Source organism: Betaproteobacteria bacterium, assembly GCA_016194905.1.
Lineage (GTDB): Bacteria > Pseudomonadota > Gammaproteobacteria > Burkholderiales > JACQAP01 > JACQAP01.
Genome location: JACQAP010000010.1, coordinates 15,835 through 35,152, shown reverse-complemented (window position 1 = coordinate 35,152; position 19,318 = coordinate 15,835). Strand labels below are relative to the sequence as shown.

Sequence of the window (19,318 nt, the reverse complement as noted above, 5' to 3'; positions counted from 1 at the left end):
CGTTCCTTCACGTCCTGTTCAAGTTTGTCTTTGTGTATCCCTCTTCGTGTTCCTTAGTCTTACCTTCGTGACTCTTCGTGTTCACTGCTTTTCACGCTTGGCGGAGCCAAGCTCAAGAACGAAACAAACGGGTGTACTGGGTTTCGTGGCGGCTGCTGGCAATGGCCAATGCCGGCGAGAAATTGCTCAGCCCGTCTTCCTGCATGCCGAGCGCGTTGTCTGCAATTTCGGGCAGAAGCGCGATCAGCTTCACGAGGATGCGCTGGCCGCTCGACTGGCCGAGCGGCACCAGCTTCATCGCCGCCGAAACCTGGCTTTCTCCCCACGCCCACATGTAGCCGGTCAGGCCTTCGCGCAAAGGCACGCCGAGGCCATACGCGGCGAAACTGAATGCTGTCGGGAATGCGGGCGACTCGATCTGATCCAGCAGGCCGGTATCGATTTCACGAGTCGCATCAAGCACCGCTTTTAATGCGCCGCCCATCTGCAGCGTCTCGGCACGAAACTCCGCCGTCCCGCGAATCGCGATGAAGCGCTCATTCCAATGGCGAGCGGACTCGACGTCGCGCTCCTGCCAGGCCCGATACAGTCGCCGCCATACCGGCGCTTCCAGCGTGCCGACGTTGAAGCGCAGGAGGTCTGCAATCCAGGCCAGCGCACTGTCCTCGTCCCCGATGGTCCTCTCGTCCACCGCCCATTCCATGCCTTGCGAGTAGGCATAGGCTCCGACCGGCAACATCGGACTCGCGAGTCGCAACAACTGCGGCAATGCGGTTCCGGCAATCGGCAACGCGGTCATGAACTCACCGACACATATTGATGAATGATGCCCCGGTGAACCGGTGCATCGGGACCCTGATGATGATGTCCGCCATAAGCTCCGGATTCCGGCTCGAAAGGCGCATCGGTCAACACCAGAACGGCGCCCAGTCCTTCGACCATCTGTCGTAGCACATAATCGTTGGCTATGCGCAGCCAGCCGGTGCCGATCTGCAAGGCGACGTGCCGGTTGCCGAGATGGTAGGCAAGGCGCGCAAGTTGCACCGGGTCCGGACAACCGATCTGCAGGACTTTTTCCGGCTTGGCCGTCACCCTGACGACACGGCCATCCTCCGCTTCCAGAAAATCGCCGTCGCGCAATACGGCACCGCGCGGCAGGAATAATCCGGTTTCTTCACCAGCCGTCGTCTGCGTCCGCAGGCGGCTCTTCTGACGCAGTTCGAACGGCAGCACCAGTTCGGCATCGAACTTTCCCCGCGACGGGCAACGCTTCTGGATGTTCAGCATGATCAGAACAGGAAATAGCGTTGCGCCATCGGCAGGCTTTTCGCGGGCTCGCAGGTCAGTAACTCGCCGTTGGCACGTACTTCGTAAGTTTCCGGATCGACTTCAATGCTCGGCAGATAGCCGTTCAGCGGCAGGTCTGACTTCTTGAGTTTGCGGGTTCCGGATACCGGGACCAGCGGCTTGTTCAATCCGAGCTTGCGCCCGATGTCCCCTTCGAGCGCAGCCTGCGACACGAAGGTGACCGAAGACTGCACGCAGGACTGACCGAATGCACCGAACATCGGCCGGTAGTGCACCGGTTGAGGCGTCGGAATCGAAGCGTTGGGGTCGCCCATGGCGGCGGCGGCAATGACGCCGCTCTTCAGGATCAGGGACGGCTTCACCCCGAAAAACGCCGGCTTCCAGAGCACCAGGTCTGCCAGCTTGCCGACTTCGATCGAGCCGACTTCGTGCGCAATGCCATGCGTGATGGCGGGATTGATCGTGTATTTGGCGATATAGCGCTTGATCCGGAAATTATCGGCGCCGCCTTTGTCCTGCGGCAGACTGCCGCGCTGGGATTTCATCTTGTGCGCGGTTTGCCAGGTGCGCGTAATGACCTCGCCGACCCGCCCCATGGCCTGCGAGTCGGATGAAATCATGCTGAACGCGCCGAGATCGTGAAGGATGTCTTCCGCAGCGATGGTTTCGCGGCGAATACGCGATTCGGCGAACGCAACGTCCTCGGCGATTCCCGCATCGAGATGGTGACAGACCATCAGCATGTCGAGATGCTCGTCGATGGTATTCACCGTGTAAGGCCGCGTTGGATTGGTCGACGACGGCAGCACGTTGGCCTGGCCGCACGCTTTGATGATATCCGGCGCGTGTCCACCGCCCGCACCTTCGGTGTGGTAGGTATGGATGGTGCGGCCCTTGAATGCGGCCAAGGTGGTTTCGACAAATCCCGATTCGTTCAGCGTGTCCGTATGGATCGCAACCTGCACATCCATTTCGTCGGCCACCGCGAGGCAGTTGTCGATCGCGGCCGGCGTGGTGCCCCAGTCCTCGTGCAGCTTCAGACCGATGACCCCGGCAGCCACCTGCTCGCGCAGCGGCAATCGCAGGCTGGCGTTGCCCTTTCCAAGCAACCCGAAATTCATCGGGAACGCATCCAGCGCCTGCAGCATGCGCCCGATATGCCACGGCCCCGGGCTGCAGGTGGTCGCAGCCGTGCCGGTGGCCGGTCCCGTCCCGCCGCCGATCATCGTGGTCACACCCGACATCAGCGCCTCCTCGATCTGCTGCGGGCAGATCAGGTGGATATGGCTGTCGATTCCTCCAGCGGTGACGATCGAACCTTCACCGGCGATGATTTCGGTCGCGGCGCCAATGATGATGTTGACGCTGGGCTGGATGTCCGGATTGCCCGCCTTACCGATGCCGCTGATGCGGCCGTTCTTGATGCCGATATCCGCCTTGACGATACCGAGGTAATCCACAATCAGCGCGTTGGTGATGACGGTGTCGGCCACTTCGTGCGCGCGGCGCTGGCTCTGGCCCATGCCGTCGCGAATGACCTTGCCGCCCCCGAACTTCACCTCCTCGCCGTAGACGGCATGGTCCTTCTCCACCTCGATCCAGAGGTCGGTATCCGCAAGCCGCACGCGGTCGCCCGTGGTCGGGCCGAACATCTCGGCATAAGCCTGTCTTCCGATCGAGCGTGCCATCAGAGTTTCCCCATGACTTTTGCCTGAAAACCGTACACGACTTTTGCGCCGCTCAATTCGACCAGCTCCACCGTGCGCTCCTGACCGGGCTCGAATCGCACCGCAGTGCCGGCCGGAATGTTGAGCCGGAAGCCGCGGGCGGCGGCGCGATCGAACTTCAGCGCCTCATTAGTCTCGAAGAAATGGTAATGGGAACCCACCTGAATCGGCCGGTCGCCGCCGTTAGCCACTTTTACGGTAATCGTCTTGCGACCGACGTTGATCTCAATTTCGCCGGGCATCGTTTTGATTTCACCTGGAATCATCGAAAACCCCTTTTCGCCGCCAAGACGCCAAGAGCGCCAAGAAAAACAAAAAATGAAAACCCGGTCCCGAATAGATAGGCAGCGTTTGCAGTCTTCTCGACAGAATCACGCGTCTCATGTGCTTTGTATCGAATTGGGTGTTCCTTGGCGCTCTTGGCGGCTCATTTGCACTTACACAATCGGATGATGGACTGTGACGAGTTTGGTGCCGTCAGGAAACGTCGCCTCGACCTGGATTTCCGGAATCAATTCCGGGATGCCGTCCATGACATCACCGCGAGACAACAGCGTCGTCCCGTAACTCATCAATTCGGCGACTGTCCGGCCATCGCGGGCGCCTTCCATGATCGCGGCCGAAATAAAGGCAACCGATTCGGGATAGTTGAGCTTCAGTCCCCGTGCCCTGCGCCGCTCCGCCACCAGCGCGGCGGTGAAGATGAGCAACTTGTCTTTTTCTCTTGGTGTTAACTCCATGTCCTTAATTTCCCCCGGCAACAATCTTGTTATTTAACTTAGTCCCGAGTACCCCTCGAGGGGTTTTTGAAAAGAATCCCCAGTCCTCGTAACTGCATTCATGTCGCCCAAATTCGCGGAACGCGCGCCGGCACCCGCGCATACCGCGGCCGCAGATGCTCCCACATCCTCAGGAAGTATTCGCGCGCTGCTTCGGCCGTTCTTGCGAGACAACGTGCGACTACGACCTCGCCCATGGCGCTGACACCCCACTTGCTATCGCCGGTCGGCGCCGTGGCGCGGCAGAAATCCAGCGTATCGCGATCGGTCGCGACGCCTGCCATGATGAAAGTCGCGCATATCGGGTATCCCGCCATTCCGATCGGCGAATCGAGCAACGCACCTCCGCCTTCGACGGTACCCAGTTCCTCGAATAACGACCGCGCGCCGCGCGTCACACGCAGATGCTGGCGTATCTGCCCCGCCTGGAAGCGTTCGCCGCTGGCCGTGCGACCCAGGCACATCACATCCCAGCCGCAGAACACGGCCCCTTCCTGAAGATCGACGGTCAATGCGTTTTTGGCGCGCGCCGACTCGAAGAAAATATTCTCCTGCGGCAACCATTCACAGACCGCGTTCCGCTCAATCGAAATGCCGACGCTTTGCAAGGCTTCGACTCCGGTCGAACGATACCACTTGGTCGCGCCGGGCGTCGTCAGCAGCGCGCGCGCGCCAGTCTCGACCTGGATCGAAATTTCCAACCGGTCACCGCCGGCAATGCCGCCCGGTGGATGCAGAAGAATCGCGTGACAGACAAGCTCGCCTTCGGGATAAAGCGCCTTTTGCACCGCAAGAGGACCGAAGCTCGATCGCCTCGCCAGCACGGAGCGTTCGCCACGGCGCTGAAACGCCAACTGCAGCGCGGCCTCCCAGCCGCGGGGCGCGATGGCTTCCACCGGCTTCATACCGCCATGAAGCTGCGCACGTCATCCGTTTCCATGTCCTCACCCGACCCGCTTTTCACCACTTCCCCACGCTGAAGCACGACGTAATGGTCCGCCAGTTCGCGGGCGAAATCGTAATACTGCTCCACCAGCAGGATCGCCATGTCGCCGCGCTCGGACAGTGTCTTGATGACGCGCTCGATGTCCTTGATGATCGACGGCTGGATACCTTCGGTGGGTTCGTCCAGGATCAGTACCTTGGGCTTCATGGCCAGCGCCCGGCCGATGGCGAGCTGCTGTTGCTGGCCTCCCGACAAGTCGCCGCCGCGCCGCCCCTTCATGGACTTGAGCACCGGAAACATTTCATAGATTTCCGCGGGAATATTTTGCGCCCCGCCGTTCGCTTTGCTCGCGAGCCCCATCATTAGATTCTCTTCCACCGTCAGCCGCGGAAAGATTTCCCGCCCCTGCGGCACATAACCCATTCCCAGGCGCACCCGTGCATAGGGCGGCATCCTGGTGACATCCCGACCGTTGAGCGTGATGCTGCCGCCCGCAACGGGCAGCACACCCATGAGGCATTTTAGCAGCGTCGTCTTGCCCACGCCGTTGCGTCCCAGCAAGGCCGTCACGCCACCGCCCGGCACATCGATGTCGATGTTCCGCAACGTGTGGCTGCCGCCGTAGTACTGATTCAGTTCCCTGACCTGCAGCACATTAACGCCCCAGATAGACTTCGATCACGCGTTCATCGTTCTGGACCATGTCCATGGTGCCTTCCGCGAGCACGCTGCCCTCGTGCAGGACAGTCACGACATTGGCGATCGATTCGATGAATTCCATATCGTGCTCCACCACCACCACCGAACGCTCGCCCGCGAGGGATTTGAACAATTCAGCGGTGCGTTCGGTTTCCTCGTCCGTCATGCCCGCGACCGGCTCGTCGAGCAGCAGCAGCCTGGGTTCCTGCATCAGGAGCATGCCGATCTCCAGCCACTGCTTCTGGCCATGCGATAGCAGCCCGGCCTGGCGGTCCGCTTCGCCATGAAGCTTGATCAGTTCCAGCGTGTCGGCAATGCGGTCGAGTTGTTCCGTGGACAGTCTCGCGCGCACGCTGGCCCATACCGTCTTGTCCGTCTTCATTGCCAGTTCGAGGTTTTCGAATACCGAGTGATTCTCGAACACTGTCGGCTTCTGGAATTTGCGGCCGATTCCCTGATGTGCAATCTGCGGCTCGGTGAGCCGCGTCAGATCGATGGTCTGGCCAAAGAACGCGGTCCCTTCGTCGGGCCGAGTCTTGCCGGTGATGACGTCCATCATGGTAGTTTTGCCTGCGCCGTTCGGGCCGATCACGCAGCGAAGTTCGCCCGCCTCGACGGTGAGCGTCAGCTTGTTCAGCGCCCTGAAGCCGTCGAAGCTCACCGTGATGTCGTCGAGATAGAGGATGGGGCCGTGGCTAAGGTCGACACCCTTGCCCATCACATGGCCGAGCCCGGATACGTCGCCGCTTACGCTGAACCGCTCTTCCGTCCCGCTCATCTGCGCCTCCACTTCGCCAGACTGATCGCGCCGACGATGCCTTTGGGGAGGAACAACGTCACCAGAATGAACAGCAGTCCGAGGAAGAACAGCCAGTATTCGGGAAAGGCCTGCGTGAAGAAACTCTTCGCGCCGTTGACAACACCCGCGCCGAGCAGCGGCCCGATCAGCGTGCCGCGTCCGCCGACCGCGACCCAGACTGCGATCTCGATCGAGTTCGCCGGCGACATTTCGCTCGGGTTGATGATACCGACCTGCGGCACATAGAGCGCGCCGGCTATGCCGCACAGTACCGCCGAAAGCGTCCATACAAAAAGCTTGTAGCCTAGCGGGTTGTAGCCGGAAAACATCAGCCGGCTCTCGGAATCCCGTATTGCGGTCAGCACGCGGCCGATCTTGGAGCGGATCAGGTAGCGCGTCAGGAAAATGGTGCCTACCAGGGCCAGCGCCGTCAGGCCAAAGATTACGGCGCGCGTCGTCGGAACGGTGATTGGATAGTTCAGGACGCGCTTGAAATCCGTAAAGCCGTTGTTGCCGCCGAAGCCGGTGTCGTTGCGGAAGAACAGCAGCATGAACGCGAACGTCATCGCCTGCGTGATGATCGAGAAATACACACCCTTGATGCGTGAACGGAAGGCAAAGAATCCAAACACCAGCGCCAGCAGCGCCGGTACCAGGATCACCAGCGCCACGCACCACAGGAAGCTGTCGGAGTTGGTCCAGTACCAGGGAAATTTCTTCCAGTCGAGAAACACCATGAAGTCCGGCAGATCCGACTGGTACTGGCCTTCGCGCCCGATCTGGCGCATCAGGTACATGCCGAACGCGTAACCGCCGAGCGCGAAGAAGACGCCGTGGCCGAGCGAAAGAATGCCGGTATAGCCCCAGATCAGGTTCATCGCCATCGCCACGATGGCATAGCACATGATCTTGCCGACCAGCGTGACGGTGTACGCCGATACGTGCAGGGGATTGCCTTCCGGTACGAACGCGTAGAGCGACGGCAACAATATCAGCGCAATGAAGGCGAACGCGGCGAGCGCCAGCCAGCCGCCGCGCGTGAAGAAGGGTTCGTTGCGCGGCGCATAGCGCAATGTGGGATTTTCAGGTTTCAAGCGCCCGCCCTTTCAATGCGAACAATCCCTGCGGCCGCTTCTGGATGAAGGCGATGATCAGCACCAGTACCAGAATCTTGGTCAGTACCGCGCCGATGTGCGGTTCGAGGAATTTCGACAGCACACCGAGGCCGAGCGCCGCATAGACGGTGCCGGCGAGCTGGCCGACTCCCCCGGTCACGACGACCATGAAGGAATCGATGATGTAGCCCTGCCCCATGTCGGGACCGACATTGCCGATCTGCGAAAGCGCGACACCGGCCAGCCCCGCGATTCCGGAACCGAGGCCGAATGCCATCAGATCGATACGCGCGGTGGGCACCCCGACGCAGGATGCCATCGCGCGATTCTGCGTGACGCCGCGCACAAACAAGCCAAGCCGCGTGCGGTTGAGGATCACCCACATCAACAGCAGCACGAACATCGAAAATCCGATGATGACGATACGGTTGTAGGGCAACACGAGATTGGGCAGCGCGATGCCGCCGGACATCCACGACGGATTCGAGACCTCGACGTTTTGCGCGCCGAAGATCTGGCGTACCAGCTGGATCAGAAACAGGCTGATGCCCCAGGTCGCCAGCAGCGTTTCCAGCGGCCGCCCGTACAACCAGCGGATCACGCTGCGCTCGAGCGCCATGCCCACCAAACCCGAGGCGGCGAATGCGACGGGAATCGCCGCGACCAGATACCAGTCGAACAAACCCGGCGCATAGGACTTGAACAACTGCTGCGTGATATAGGTCGCATAGGCGCCGATCATCAGCATTTCGCCGTGCGCCATGTTGATGACGCCGAGCAGGCCGTAAGTGATTGCCAGGCCGAGTGCGACCAGCAGCAGGATGCTGCCGAGCGACAATCCGGTGAACAACCTGCCCAGGTAGTCGCTGACGACGAGCCGGCTCTGGATCGCATCGATCGAGCTTTCGGCCGCCGAGCGCACTTTCTCGTCCGGTTCGATAAATTTGCCGGCACCGTCTTTTTCGAGGAATCCCTGCAGCACCGTCTTGAATCTTGCCTGATTGGTTTCGCCGAGCTTTTGCACCGCTGCGAGTCGCACGACAGGATCGGTGCTTTTCAGATTGAGCGACGCCTTGGTCTGTTCCAGCGAACTCTTGATGGTCGGATCGCTTTCCTTGCTGAGCGCCTTTTCGATCAGAGGCAGCACTGCCGCCTGGCTGGTGGATTCGATCGCCCTGGCGGACGCCAGGCGCGTCGCACGGTCCGGCGATAACAGCTTCAGGGCGCCGACAGCCGCATCGAGCGTACCGCGCAGCCGGTTGTTGATGACGATGCCTTCGAATTGATCCGGTGGCGGGGTAATCGGCGCCATCGTCGTCGCGTCGAGTATCTGATCGCCTTTGGCGATCACGACACGCCCTGCCGGGGTTACGCTGGCTTCCCCGGCTTGAACCGATTGCAATAATGCGAGCGCAGCCTCGTCTCCCGACGCAACCAGTGCATTGACGGCCTCGATCTTGGCATTGGCATCGTCGGCTCCAAGCTTGGCAACGGTCTGCGCATCCAGTGCCAGGGCCGCATTCGTGCAAGCCAGCGCAACGACCAATGCAGAGGTAAGTAGTACAGCTTTCAAGCAAATGTCCCTGGTAGGCACACAAAAAAAGGCCTGCGGATGAACTGCGCGACCCGCAGGCCTGCCCTGAATTCGGAATTTCGTCCCGCCGACGGCCGCACGCGCAAAATATACGCGCCTGCGGCCTCGATGGTTCGCTACGAATTACAGATTTTGCTTGCCTTCGTTACCCGCGATGAACGGGCTCCACGGCTGGGCGCGAATCGGACCCTTGGTCTTCCAAACGACATTGAACTGACCGTCGGCCTTGATTTCACCGATCATCACCGGCTTGTGCAGGTGGTGATTGGTCTTGTCCATGGTCAGCGTGAATCCGGATGGTGCCTTGAAAGTCTGGCCGGCCATCGCTATGCGCACCTTGTCGACGTCGGTGGTACCCGCCTTCTTCACCGCTTGTGCCCACATGTAGATGCCGACATACGTGGCTTCCATCGGATCGTTGGTCACCACGGTGTCCAGGTTCGGAAGCTTGTTCTTCTTGGCCCAATCCTTGTACGTCTTGATGAAGGCGGTGTTCTCCGGATTCTTCACCGACATGAAGTAGTTCCATGCAGCCAGGTGGCCGAGCAACGGCTTGGTGTCGATGCCGCGCAGTTCCTCTTCACCCACCGAGAACGCCACGACCGGCACATCGGTTGCCTTCAGTCCGGCATTGCCGAGTTCCTTGTAGAACGGCACATTGGAGTCGCCGTTGATGGTGGAGATTACCGCGGTCTTGCCGCCGGCAGCGAACTTCTTGATGTTGGCAACGATCGTCTGGTAATCGCTATGTCCGAAAGGCGTGTAAACCTCTTCGATATCCTTTTCGTCGACGCCCTTGGACTTCAGGAACGCGCGCAGGATCTTGTTGGTGGTACGCGGATAAACGTAGTCGGTGCCGAGCAGGAACCAGCGCTTGGCCGAACCGCCTTCTTCACCCATCAGATATTCGACTGCGGGAATGGCTTGCTGATTGGGAGCCGCACCCGTGTAGAACACGTTCTGGGAAAGTTCTTCACCTTCGTACTGCACCGGATAGAACAGCAGACTGTTCAATTCCTCGAATACCGGCAATACGGACTTGCGCGAAACCGAGGTCCAGCAGCCGAATACCACCGAGACTTTATCTTGGGTGATCAGTTGGCGGGCCTTCTCGGCGAACAGCGGCCAGTTGGAGGCCGGATCCACGACCACGGGCTCGAGCTTCTTGCCGAGCAGACCACCCTTGGCGTTGATCTCCTCGATCGCCATCAGGGCGGTGTTCTTCAACGCCGTTTCGGAAATTGCCATCGTGCCCGACAACGAATGAAGGATGCCTACCTTGATGGTGTCAGCAGCCGTCGCCGTCGCGGCTATCGCAGAAAACGCGATCCCGACCAACGATTTCAATATATGCCTGCGATTCATAAAAAATCCCCTGTTTAGATGGTGAATTAATGACTGCGAGACAGTGCGCCTCAGGTTATTGCCGCGATCCAGCTCGTCTTTATGACGAACTGGTTAGTCGAATGCGCGCGTCTATTCCGCAACAACCGTGCCGATCGTCAGTCGCGATGGCGAAATTCTTTTCGTTTCATGCTGTTGTAAGGCGATACGAGCGTAAAAAGAGCCTTCCTTGCACCACCTGCAGAACCCCGCCGGAGAGCTCGCGCACCGGCTTTGTGCAATTCGCTCGGAGGATGCACAAAGTTATTGCGAAGTATTGGGAGAATTTGGTTCAAGGCGCTCCGGTTGCGTGCATGCACCTGACGGGAATAGCGTCGGGAATGCCGCGCGAGAAGCTTGCCTGTGGCCAGATACTGTATATAATAACAGCTATCGGAATTTCGCGCCCGGAGCAGCCCAAATGGACGAATTGACCCCACGCCAGGCGGAAGTCTTGCGCCTGATCAATGATTTCGCGCAAAGCACTGGCTTTCCGCCGACCCGCGCCGAGATCGCCCGCATCCTCGGCTTCCGCTCCGCCAATGCCGCCGAGGACCATCTCAAGGCGCTGGCCAGGAAAGGCTTCATAGAATTGCTTGCCGGCGCTTCACGCGGCATCCGGCTGAAGGGGCAGCTCGGCCTGCCGCTGATCGGCCGGGTCGCAGCAGGCAGTCCGATCCTTGCCGAAGCCCATATCCAGGAACGCTATCAACTGGACTCCCAACTATTCAAGCCGCGCGCGGATTACCTGCTGAAGGTACGCGGCATGAGCATGCGCGATGCCGGCATCCTTGATGGCGACCTGCTGGCGGTACACAGCACCCGCGAAGTCCGCTCCGGGCAGGTCGTGGTCGCCCGTCTGAACGACGAAGTCACGGTCAAACGCTTCAAGCGCGAGGGTAGCCAGGTGCAACTGCTGCCGGAGAACCCGGATTTCGCACCTATATATGTGGACCTGAAGAACGACCCATTCACCATTGAGGGCCTCGGCGTCGGGATCATCAGGAATGGAAAGATCGGCTAGCACCGCAAACGGGGCTTCCTGGGCCTGTTGTCGTGCAGGCACAACCAACAAGGCCGGGCAGGAAGAACCTGGCCTGTTTCAGCAACTCCGCACAGTGGACGAATGCATCTCTCAACCATCTGGAGGAACCATGGAAACAGCGAAGACACTGGCAGTTCTCAAGGCCCTGGCCGACGGCATCGATCCCGCCACGGGCGAACAATTTCCCGCCGGCAGCGCTTATCAGCATCCGGATACCGTGCGTGCGCTTTTCTCGGCGATCAGCATGCTGGGTAACGCTGCACCACCCGCTTCGCCGAAGCCCGGTACGACAGGAAAGTCCGCCCCTGAAAATTCAGGACGCCCGTGGTCGGAGGAAGAAGACGGTCGCCTGGGCAAGACTTACGACTCGGGGAAGTCCATCGAGGAGCTCGCCGGAATTCACAAGAGAAGCAAATGGGCGATCGAAGCCAGACTGGCCCGGCTTGGAAAGATTCCCGCGCCGCCATCGCGATTTCCTGCACGCAGTTCATCGGGAAATACCGCAACGGCGTAACAGGGAAAAAGGCTCGGGGTACGAGACCCCAGCACTCGCTTTTTACTCGAACCTCGTACCTCGGCCCTCGAACTTTATATATAAATGTCCTCCGCCCTTCAGTCCATGCTGCAAAATCCTGCCATCTGGCGCGGCGGCGAACAGGCGCGCGTGGCGCTTCCCAGCATTCCGACCGGGTTTTCCGAACTCGATCGTGAACTGCCGGGCGGGGGCTGGCCGCGCGGCGTGGTCAGCGAACTGCTCACCGAGCGCATCGGCATCGGCGAACTGTCGCTGCTGATGCCGGCGCTGGCGCAGCTTTCTCGGCAGGACGGCTGGCTGATGTTGATCGCCCCGCCCTGGATTCCCTACGCGCCGGCACTCGCCGCGCGCGGCATCCGGCTCTCCCGGTTGATCGTGGCGAATACCGTTTCCGACAAGGACACGCTATGGGCCGCGGAGCAGAGCCTGCGCGCCGGCAATTGCTCCGCCGTATTGGCATGGCCCGCTGCGGTCAACGAGCACGGCTTGCGGCGGCTGCAACTTGCCGCCGAAGAAGGCGGCAATTTCGGCGTGGTGTTTGGTGAATCTTCACGCGCGGCGCTTTCTTCTCCGGCACCGTTGCGCCTGCGTCTCGGTGTGCAGCAGGGCCGGCTTGCCGTGAAAATCCTCAAGCGCCGCGGCAGCGGTCTCACGCCCACGCTCTGGCTGGATACGGAAAAACCCTTTACAGCCACCCTACCGTTGCGCGTCCGGGCTCGGCCCGCATTCGCGCAAGTCGTCGCATGAACGCCAGACGCACATCGGACACATTGTGGGCTGCACTGCGCTTGCCCGACCTATCGCTGCAACTGTATTTGCGCGGCGCTGCCGCTTGCGAACCGACAGTCTTGCAGGAAAACGACAATCGCCGACACGTGCTGTCGTGCAATGAGGCCGCGACAAAGGCCGGAATCAAACCCGGGATGCCGGTGTCCGTAGCCCATGCGCTGGTACTGAAGCTGCACATTTGCACCCGTGATCCCGTGAAGGAAGCGAAAGCACTGGCCGGCATCGCAGCTTGGGCAACCCAGTTCACGCCGACGGTGAGTCTCGCCTCATCGGGCGAAGTACTGATCGAAATCAGCGGCTGCCTTCGCCTGTTCGGCGGACTGCGCGCGTTGAGCGGGCGCATCCGCGCCGGACTCGCGGAACTGGGATACGGTGCAATTGTCGCGATGGCCCCTACCCCCACTGCTGCATTGGTACTGGCCCGCGCCGGCATCGACACATCGATCGGCGATCGCCATGAACTGCGGCGGACGCTGGCGCCACGTCGACTGTCATTGCTCGGTCAGCCCGCACAAACTGTTGCCATGCTCGCAGCTCTTGGCGTGCATACCATCGGCGATTGGCTGTCGCTGCCCCGCGATGGTCTCGCGCGCCGCTTCGGGCAGGGTTTCCTCGACGAGATCGACCGTGCGCTCGGTCTGCTGCCGGATCCGCGGCCGCCTTTTTCTCCGCCCGATCATTACTCGACCTCTCTCGAACTGCCTGCGCCCGTGCAGGAAACCGAGCCCCTGTTGTTCGCGGCCAAGCGCCTGATCCTCGAACTGGCCGGCCATCTGGCATTGAGGCAACTCGGCATCACGCGACTGAGGCTGGAGCTCGGGCACGCGCATTACCCCGCCACACTAGTTCTGCTCGGATTATCGGCGCCGAGCCGCGATGCCGGTCACCTGGTCACGTTGTTGCGCGAGAGACTCGCCACGATCGAACTGCCCGAGGCCGTGGAAACCCTTTGTCTTGTCGCCGAGAAAACCCACCCGCTCGGCTCGCAGAACCAGGCATTGTTTGCGGATGGCCGCCCCTCACGGGAAGAACGCTGGCGCATCATCGAACACTTGCGTGCGCGGCTGGGGGCTGAAGCCGTGCACGGACTGGAAATGTTTCCCGACCATCGTCCCGAGCTTGCTTTCCGCAAATCGCTGCCGGGCCGGGCTGGCGACGGCCATTGCGAACTGTATCGCCCGCTTTGGCTGCTGCCCCGCCCGCGGCCGATGCGCGCGGACGGCCTGCTGCCGAAAGCGGATGCGCCGCTCACGCTGCTCGACGGACCGGAGCGCGTCGAAACCGGCTGGTGGGACGATTTCGATGTGCAGCGCGATTACTTCGTCACCCGCGACGGATCGGGTGCGAAACTCTGGCTCTTCAGGGAGAGGTCCGACCGCAAGGACTGGTTCCTGCACGGCATCTTTGCATGAAGGCCGGGCATCTCGATGGATTATGCCGAACTTCATTGTCTTACCAATTTCACTTTTCTGCGCGGCGCATCCCACGCGCAGGAACTGGTCGATACCGCCGCGAAGCTCGGCTACAAAGCACTGGCGATCACCGACGAGTGCTCGCTGGCCGGCGTCGTGCGCGCATACACGGCAGCCAAAAACCATAAGGACGGATTCAAGCTGATCATCGGCGCCGAGTTCAAACTCGACGACGGCCTGCGTTTCGTGCTGCTCGCGCAGAATCGCGAAGGTTACGGCAACCTCTCCGCCCTCATCACGCATGGCAGAAGAAACGCAAAGAAAGGCGAATATCGCCTCTCGCGCGGCGACCTCGAAGCGGGCGCGGCACATTGCCTCGCGCTATGGTTGCCCTCTGCGCAGCCACAGGTCGAAGACGCACTATGGCTCGCACGGCGGTTTCCCGGCCGTCTCTGGATTGCGGTCGAACTGCTCGCCCGCAGCGGCGACTGGGACCAGCTTGCAGCCTTGCAGGAAATCGGCAAACGCACCGGCCTGCCCTGCGTGGCCTGTGGCGACGTGCACATGCATGCACGCGGCCGTCGCGCACTGCAGGACGCGCTTACCGCGATCCGCTGCGGCGTGCCGGTTGCGCAGACCGGGCTTGCCTTGCAGGCAAGCGGAGAGCGTCATCTGCGTCCGCGCGAGACGCTGAAGCGCATCTATCCGCAATCGCTGCTCGACGAAACTGTCCGCATTGCGAGAATGTGCGATTTTTCCCTCGACGAACTGAAATACGAATATCCCGAAGAAATAGTTCCCGACGGCAGGACGCCGTCGCAATACCTGGCGGAGCTGACCGAGGATGGGCTGAATCGTCGCTATTCCCGCGGTGTGCCTCAAGTCGTGCGCGAAAACGCAGACAAGGAACTCGAACTGATCGCGGAACTGCACTACGAAGCTTTTTTTCTCACCGTTTACGACATAGTCAACTATGCAAAGGGGCAAAAAATCCTCTGCCAGGGACGAGGGTCGGCCGCCAATTCGGTGGTCTGCTATGCACTCGGCGTCACTGAAGTGGATCCAAGCCGAACCCGACTGCTGTTCGGACGATTTCTTTCCAAGGAACGCAACGAGCCGCCGGACATCGACGTCGATTTCGAACACGAGCGCCGCGAGGAAGTCATTCAGTACATCTACCGAAAGTACGGACGGCATCGCACCGCGCTGACCGCAACGGTGATCTGCTATCGCACGCGCAGCGCCTTCCGCGACATCGGCAAAGCGCTCGGTCTCGACGCCGTGCAGTTGGATCGCATCTCCAGCAGTTTTGTGTGGTGGGATCGTCCCGACGAAAGGGCAGTGAGGTTGCGCGAAGCGGGTTTCGATCCGCAGTCTTCCGTAATCCGCAAGCTGACCGCCCTGACCAATACCCTTTCAGGCTTCCCCCGCCATCTCTCGCAGCATGTCGGCGGCTTCGTCATTTCGCGCGGGCCGCTGCCGCAACTGGTGCCGATCGAGAATGCGGCAATGCCCGGAGATCCGTCCCGATATACCGACGACGGGATCGTGGAAATAACAGCGGATGCCGCAACCTCGACATCCTTACTCTCCCCGGATCCGTTGCGCACCAATATCCAATGGGACAAGGACGACCTTGATGCGCTCGGCCTGCTGAAAGTCGATGTGCTGGCGTTGGGCATGCTCACCGCGATCCGTCTCGCGCTCGACATGGTGAACCGGCGTCACGGTAGTTCCCTGTCCATGGCCGACATCCTCGCCAAAGAAAATGGCGATGAAGGCAAGCCGGTGTACGCCATGCTCTGCAAGGCAGACAGCATCGGCGTGTTCCAGGTCGAATCTCGCGCGCAGATGTCGATGCTGCCCCGCCTCCGGCCCAGGAATTATTACGACCTGGTGGTCGAAGTGGCGATCGTGCGTCCCGGTCCGATCCAGGGTGGCATGGTGCATCCTTATCTGACAAACCGGAAAAAGAAACGCGACAAAATCAAGTACCCACCGAGGCTAAAAGAGGTACTGGAACGCACGCTGGGCGTGCCAATCTTCCAGGAACAAGTGATGGAGATCGCCATGGTTGCCGCCGGCTTTTCGGCCGGCAAAGCCGATCAGTTGCGCCGCGCCATGGCCGCATGGAAAAGGAAAGGCGGCCTCGAGCCTTTCAAGGAAGATCTCGTCAGCGGCATGCTTGAAAATGGCTATGACGAAAAATTCGCGCTGCAGATCTTCGAGCAGATCAAGGGATTCGGCGAGTACGGCTTTCCGGAATCACACTCGGCGAGTTTCGCACTGCTGGTTTACGTTTCCGCCTGGCTCAAGCATTACGAGCCGGCCGCATTCACCTGCGCATTGCTCAACAGCCAGCCCATGGGCTTCTACTCTCCCCCGGAACTCGTTCAGGATGTTCTGCGCCATGGCGTCGAAGTCCGGCCGGCGGATGTGATGAAGAGCGAATGGGAATGCACATTGGAGACAGGGCCGAGGGCCGCTCACGGCCCTGAAATACAACCGGCACTTCGTCTGGGCTTGCGCATGATCAAAGGTTTGTCGGAATCCGGCGCAAAGAGATTGATCGAAACACGCGCACCGAGGCAGTTCGAATCGGTCGAGGAATTGCTCCTTGCTGCGAATCTTTCGCGCAAGGACATGAATGCCCTCGCCGCAGCCGGCTCTTTGGAATCGCTGGCCGGACATCGCCGCAATGCTGCCTGGCTGGTTGCCGGAATCGAGAAGCGTCCGCCCGTGCTGGCTTCGGCGCCGATCATCGAATCTGCAATTGCATTCACCGCACCGACGGAAGCTCAGGACATCCTCGCCGATTACGCCAGCACCGGATTGACGCTGCGGCGCCATCCGCTCGCGTTGTTGCGCCCAAGGCTGGAAAGGCATTCTTTCAGCACCGCGGAGCAGTTGAAGAACATGCCGACGAACACGCCAGTTCGTGTCGCCGGCCTGGTCACCTGCCGCCAGCATCCCGGCACCGCCAAAGGCGTGATTTTCGTCACGCTCGATGACGAGACCGGCCAGATCAATGTCGTGGTCTGGGAAAAATTATCGCGAAAGCAACGACGCCCGCTATTGGAAGCGCGGTTGTTGCATGTAGAAGGCATGCTGGAACGGGCAGGCGAAGTGATCCACGTCATCGCGGAGAATCTCGAGGATCGCTCCGTGCTGATCGGAAACCTGGACATCCGCTCGCGGGATTTTCACTAACTACGAAAGTTCAACCCATTTTCCACAGAGAACACAGAGGAAAAACAAAAAGCCGCAACAGTATTGGCGTGCCATCTGCTTCCATGCCGGATTTTTCGTTCCCTTCCTGCGGCATCCAATACGGTTAGAATTGAACTCAATGACTCCCTTTCGCTTTTCTCTGTGACCCCTGTGGCTACAACGCTTTTCGATTTCGACACCTCAATCGACCGCAGCGGCACCGCAAGCGTCAAGTGGAACAAGTACGGCGGTCGCGACATCATTCCGATGTGGGTCGCGGATATGGATTTCGCCTGCGCGCCCGCCATTGTCGAAGCACTGCATCGGCGCATCGACCATGGCATCTTCGGCTACAGCGATCTACCGGCCGGCCTCGCCGACGCCACCATTGCCCATCTGGAGAGCGAATACGGTTGGAAGGTCGAGCCCGATTGGATCGTCTGGCTGCCGGGCTTGGTCGTCGGCCTCAACGTGGTCTGCCGCGCCTTTGGTCGCGAAGGCGCCGACGTGCTGACCGCGGTGCCGATCTATCCGCCTTTCCTGTCCGCTCCGGTCAATGGCGCGCGCAATGCGGTGCGGGTACAGATGATCGAATCCAATGGCATCTGGCGCTGGGACATGCCCGCTCTCGAACGCGCGATCACGCCCAGTTCGCGCCTGCTGTTGCTGTGCAACCCGCACAATCCCGTCGGCCGCGTGTTTTCGCGCAATGAATTGCAGGCGCTCGCCGACGTATGCGTGCGTCACAACCTGGTTCTCTGCTCCGACGAGATCCACAATGGCCTGATCCTCGACGCGGACAAGCGCCATATCCCGGTTGCAACCCTCGGTGAAGAAATCGCGCAGCGTACGGTGACCCTGATGTCGGCCAGCAAAGCCTTCAACCTGCCGGCACTCGGCTGTGCCTATGCCATTTCCGCCAATCCGGAACTGCGCAACAAGCTCAGGAAGGCGATGGCGGGAATCGTGCATCACGTCGGGTTGATGGGTTATATCGCGACGCAAGCCGCCTATCGCGACGGCAAACCGTGGCAATCGGCGCTGCTCGATTATCTGCGTGGCAATCGCGACCTGGTCGAACGCTCGATCGGAGCGATGCCGGGCATGCGCATCTGGCATGCGGAGGCCACTTATCTGTCGTGGATAGACGCGCGCGCGTTGAACACGAATGACGCGGTGAAGTTGTTCACCGATGCAGGGGTCGGTCTGTACGACGGCACGCTATTCGGCGCTCCGGGTTTCCTGCGGCTGAACTTTGCGTGTCCGCGGCCGCTGTTGGAAAAGGCGTTGGCGCGCATGGCCCGCGCGGTGCATGCGCTGCACAAGTAATGCGGCAGCGGATACTCGTACCTACGATGCCAGCATCGTTCTGCCGGTCGTAGCCAGCACGAGAACGCCGATCGCTGCGATCCAACTGCCCGCCACGCGCACGGCGATCGGAATCCATCCCGCCTTGCGCCTCAGCAGGAAATCGACCATGAGCATGCCGTACGCCAGTATCGCCAGTCCGGCGAGGCCGATTCCCAGGATGAACAGGTAAGCCTTGATGCTTCCTGAAATGGCTTCGCCGTTGGCGAACCCGTGACTGATGCCGAACAGGACAACGAGTCCGTAAAACGCCGCTCTCGGCAATGGCCATGCGGCGGCGACGAGGCCGCCGAGCAGAATTGCGGAAGCCACATTGAAGAATGCCAGTCCGGGCACTGGCGGCACCCATAGGACAGCGGCCGCCCCGATCATCAATGCAACGGGGAACACGAGCAGAACGGCTTCCGCCTGGGCCTTCATTCCGCGTTGCCCGGCAAGCAGGCTCAATGCGATGAATGGCAGGACATGCTCGAGTGCCGTCAATACGTGAAGCAGCCCGGCATAGAGATCGCCCACGCCTTTCACTGTGGAATGCGCATCCGCGCTTCCGGCGAGCGACACCAGCCAGATGACGAAGACGATCCTGCCGACCGATTCGAATTTACGCAT

At 60.5% G+C, this 19,318-nt stretch carries 18 protein-coding genes; 6 read left to right on the top strand and 12 right to left on the bottom strand.

Translation table 11 applies throughout. The features are described 5' to 3' along the window. Positions 1–112 precede the first annotated feature (112 nt). From HY067_06290 to urtA, 11 genes are all read right to left on the bottom strand, one after another. Entirely contained in the window at positions 113–799 is a 687-nt protein-coding gene (locus tag HY067_06290) for an urease accessory protein UreF (protein MBI3527562.1), read from the bottom strand. Beyond that, positions 796–1,287: an urease accessory protein UreE gene (ureE, locus tag HY067_06285; GenBank protein ID MBI3527561.1), complete on the bottom strand. Its 492-nt coding sequence runs from the start codon at positions 1,285–1,287 to the stop codon at positions 796–798. The genes HY067_06290 and ureE overlap by 4 nt, the downstream gene beginning before the upstream one ends. Positions 1,288–1,289: 2 nt before the next feature. Continuing rightward, positions 1,290–2,996 carry an urease subunit alpha gene (gene ureC, locus HY067_06280; protein MBI3527560.1) on the bottom strand — a complete coding sequence of 569 codons (1,707 nt, stop codon included), beginning with the start codon at positions 2,994–2,996 and terminating at the stop codon, positions 1,290–1,292. After that, positions 2,996–3,301 carry an urease subunit beta gene (locus HY067_06275; GenBank protein ID MBI3527559.1) on the bottom strand — a complete coding sequence of 102 codons (306 nt, stop codon included), beginning with the start codon at positions 3,299–3,301 and terminating at the stop codon, positions 2,996–2,998. Before HY067_06275 ends, ureC begins: the two co-directional genes overlap by 1 nt. Before the next feature lie 171 nt (positions 3,302–3,472). Then, positions 3,473–3,775, bottom strand: coding sequence for an urease subunit gamma (locus HY067_06270; GenBank protein MBI3527558.1), 303 nt, complete (start codon positions 3,773–3,775; stop codon positions 3,473–3,475). A 98-nt stretch (positions 3,776–3,873) separates the two neighbouring features. After that, positions 3,874–4,719 carry an urease accessory protein UreD gene (locus tag HY067_06265; protein ID MBI3527557.1) on the bottom strand — a complete coding sequence of 282 codons (846 nt, stop codon included), beginning with the start codon at positions 4,717–4,719 and terminating at the stop codon, positions 3,874–3,876. Further along, complete coding sequence (urtE, locus tag HY067_06260; protein ID MBI3527556.1) at positions 4,716–5,414, bottom strand: urea ABC transporter ATP-binding subunit UrtE; 699 nt, start codon at positions 5,412–5,414, stop codon at positions 4,716–4,718. The genes HY067_06265 and urtE overlap by 4 nt, the downstream gene beginning before the upstream one ends. A gap of 1 nt (position 5,415) precedes the next feature. Next, positions 5,416–6,237: an urea ABC transporter ATP-binding protein UrtD gene (urtD, locus tag HY067_06255; GenBank protein ID MBI3527555.1), complete on the bottom strand. Its 822-nt coding sequence runs from the start codon at positions 6,235–6,237 to the stop codon at positions 5,416–5,418. Next, positions 6,234–7,331, bottom strand: a complete 1,098-nt coding sequence (gene urtC / locus HY067_06250; GenBank protein ID MBI3527554.1) for an urea ABC transporter permease subunit UrtC — start codon at positions 7,329–7,331, stop codon at positions 6,234–6,236. Before urtC ends, urtD begins: the two co-directional genes overlap by 4 nt. Before the next feature lie 10 nt (positions 7,332–7,341). Next, on the bottom strand, positions 7,342–8,946 hold the full coding sequence (gene urtB / locus HY067_06245; GenBank protein ID MBI3527553.1) for an urea ABC transporter permease subunit UrtB: 1,605 nt from the start codon (positions 8,944–8,946) through the stop codon (positions 7,342–7,344). A 144-nt stretch (positions 8,947–9,090) separates the two neighbouring features. Further along, the gene (gene urtA / locus HY067_06240; protein ID MBI3527552.1) at positions 9,091–10,332 is read right to left on the bottom strand and encodes an urea ABC transporter substrate-binding protein; all 1,242 of its coding nucleotides are present in this window, start codon (positions 10,330–10,332) and stop codon (positions 9,091–9,093) included. Positions 10,333–10,771: 439 nt separating this feature from the next. Here urtA and lexA point away from each other — a divergent pair, with 439 nt between their 5' ends. The 6 genes from lexA to HY067_06210 all read left to right on the top strand — a co-directional run bounded on the left by lexA (position 10,772) and on the right by HY067_06210 (position 18,670). Beyond that, the gene (gene lexA, locus HY067_06235) at positions 10,772–11,374 is read left to right on the top strand and encodes a transcriptional repressor LexA (GenBank protein ID MBI3527551.1); all 603 of its coding nucleotides are present in this window, start codon (positions 10,772–10,774) and stop codon (positions 11,372–11,374) included. Between the two features lie 130 nt (positions 11,375–11,504). Then, entirely contained in the window at positions 11,505–11,909 is a 405-nt protein-coding gene (locus HY067_06230) for a hypothetical protein (protein ID MBI3527550.1), read from the top strand. A gap of 105 nt (positions 11,910–12,014) precedes the next feature. Continuing rightward, positions 12,015–12,677 (top strand): translesion DNA synthesis-associated protein ImuA, encoded by a 663-nt coding sequence (imuA, locus tag HY067_06225; GenBank protein MBI3527549.1) that lies wholly within the window; start codon positions 12,015–12,017, stop codon positions 12,675–12,677. Continuing rightward, positions 12,674–14,131, top strand: a complete 1,458-nt coding sequence (locus tag HY067_06220; protein ID MBI3527548.1) for a DNA polymerase Y family protein — start codon at positions 12,674–12,676, stop codon at positions 14,129–14,131. Before imuA ends, HY067_06220 begins: the two co-directional genes overlap by 4 nt. Before the next feature lie 15 nt (positions 14,132–14,146). Then, entirely contained in the window at positions 14,147–17,341 is a 3,195-nt protein-coding gene (locus HY067_06215; protein MBI3527547.1) for an error-prone DNA polymerase, read from the top strand. A gap of 171 nt (positions 17,342–17,512) precedes the next feature. Continuing rightward, positions 17,513–18,670, top strand: a complete 1,158-nt coding sequence (locus HY067_06210) for a putative C-S lyase (GenBank protein MBI3527546.1) — start codon at positions 17,513–17,515, stop codon at positions 18,668–18,670. A gap of 21 nt (positions 18,671–18,691) precedes the next feature. On the opposite strand, the gene HY067_06205 is transcribed toward HY067_06210, so the two are convergent. After that, a complete protein-coding gene (locus HY067_06205) occupies positions 18,692–19,318 on the bottom strand; it encodes a HupE/UreJ family protein (GenBank protein MBI3527545.1) in 627 nt (208 codons plus the stop codon).

What these genes read in the sequence shown, in the direction of transcription:
- HY067_06290 (MBI3527562.1), bottom strand. Translation starts at nt 799, where the DNA reads ATGACCGCGTTGCCGATTGCCGGAACCGCATTGCCGCAGTTGTTGCGA.
- ureE (MBI3527561.1), bottom strand. Translation starts at nt 1,287, where the DNA reads ATGCTGAACATCCAGAAGCGTTGCCCGTCGCGGGGAAAGTTCGATGCC.
- ureC (MBI3527560.1), bottom strand. Translation starts at nt 2,996, where the DNA reads ATGGCACGCTCGATCGGAAGACAGGCTTATGCCGAGATGTTCGGCCCG.
- HY067_06275 (MBI3527559.1), bottom strand. Translation starts at nt 3,301, where the DNA reads ATGATTCCAGGTGAAATCAAAACGATGCCCGGCGAAATTGAGATCAAC.
- HY067_06270 (MBI3527558.1), bottom strand. Translation starts at nt 3,775, where the DNA reads ATGGAGTTAACACCAAGAGAAAAAGACAAGTTGCTCATCTTCACCGCC.
- HY067_06265 (MBI3527557.1), bottom strand. Translation starts at nt 4,719, where the DNA reads ATGAAGCCGGTGGAAGCCATCGCGCCCCGCGGCTGGGAGGCCGCGCTG.
- urtD (MBI3527555.1), bottom strand. Translation starts at nt 6,237, where the DNA reads ATGAGCGGGACGGAAGAGCGGTTCAGCGTAAGCGGCGACGTATCCGGG.
- urtA (MBI3527552.1), bottom strand. Translation starts at nt 10,332, where the DNA reads ATGAATCGCAGGCATATATTGAAATCGTTGGTCGGGATCGCGTTTTCT.
- lexA (MBI3527551.1), top strand. Translation starts at nt 10,772, where the DNA reads ATGGACGAATTGACCCCACGCCAGGCGGAAGTCTTGCGCCTGATCAAT.
- HY067_06230 (MBI3527550.1), top strand. Translation starts at nt 11,505, where the DNA reads ATGGAAACAGCGAAGACACTGGCAGTTCTCAAGGCCCTGGCCGACGGC.
- imuA (MBI3527549.1), top strand. Translation starts at nt 12,015, where the DNA reads ATGCTGCAAAATCCTGCCATCTGGCGCGGCGGCGAACAGGCGCGCGTG.
- HY067_06220 (MBI3527548.1), top strand. Translation starts at nt 12,674, where the DNA reads ATGAACGCCAGACGCACATCGGACACATTGTGGGCTGCACTGCGCTTG.
- HY067_06215 (MBI3527547.1), top strand. Translation starts at nt 14,147, where the DNA reads ATGGATTATGCCGAACTTCATTGTCTTACCAATTTCACTTTTCTGCGC.
- HY067_06205 (MBI3527545.1), bottom strand. Translation starts at nt 19,318, where the DNA reads ATGCGTAAATTCGAATCGGTCGGCAGGATCGTCTTCGTCATCTGGCTG.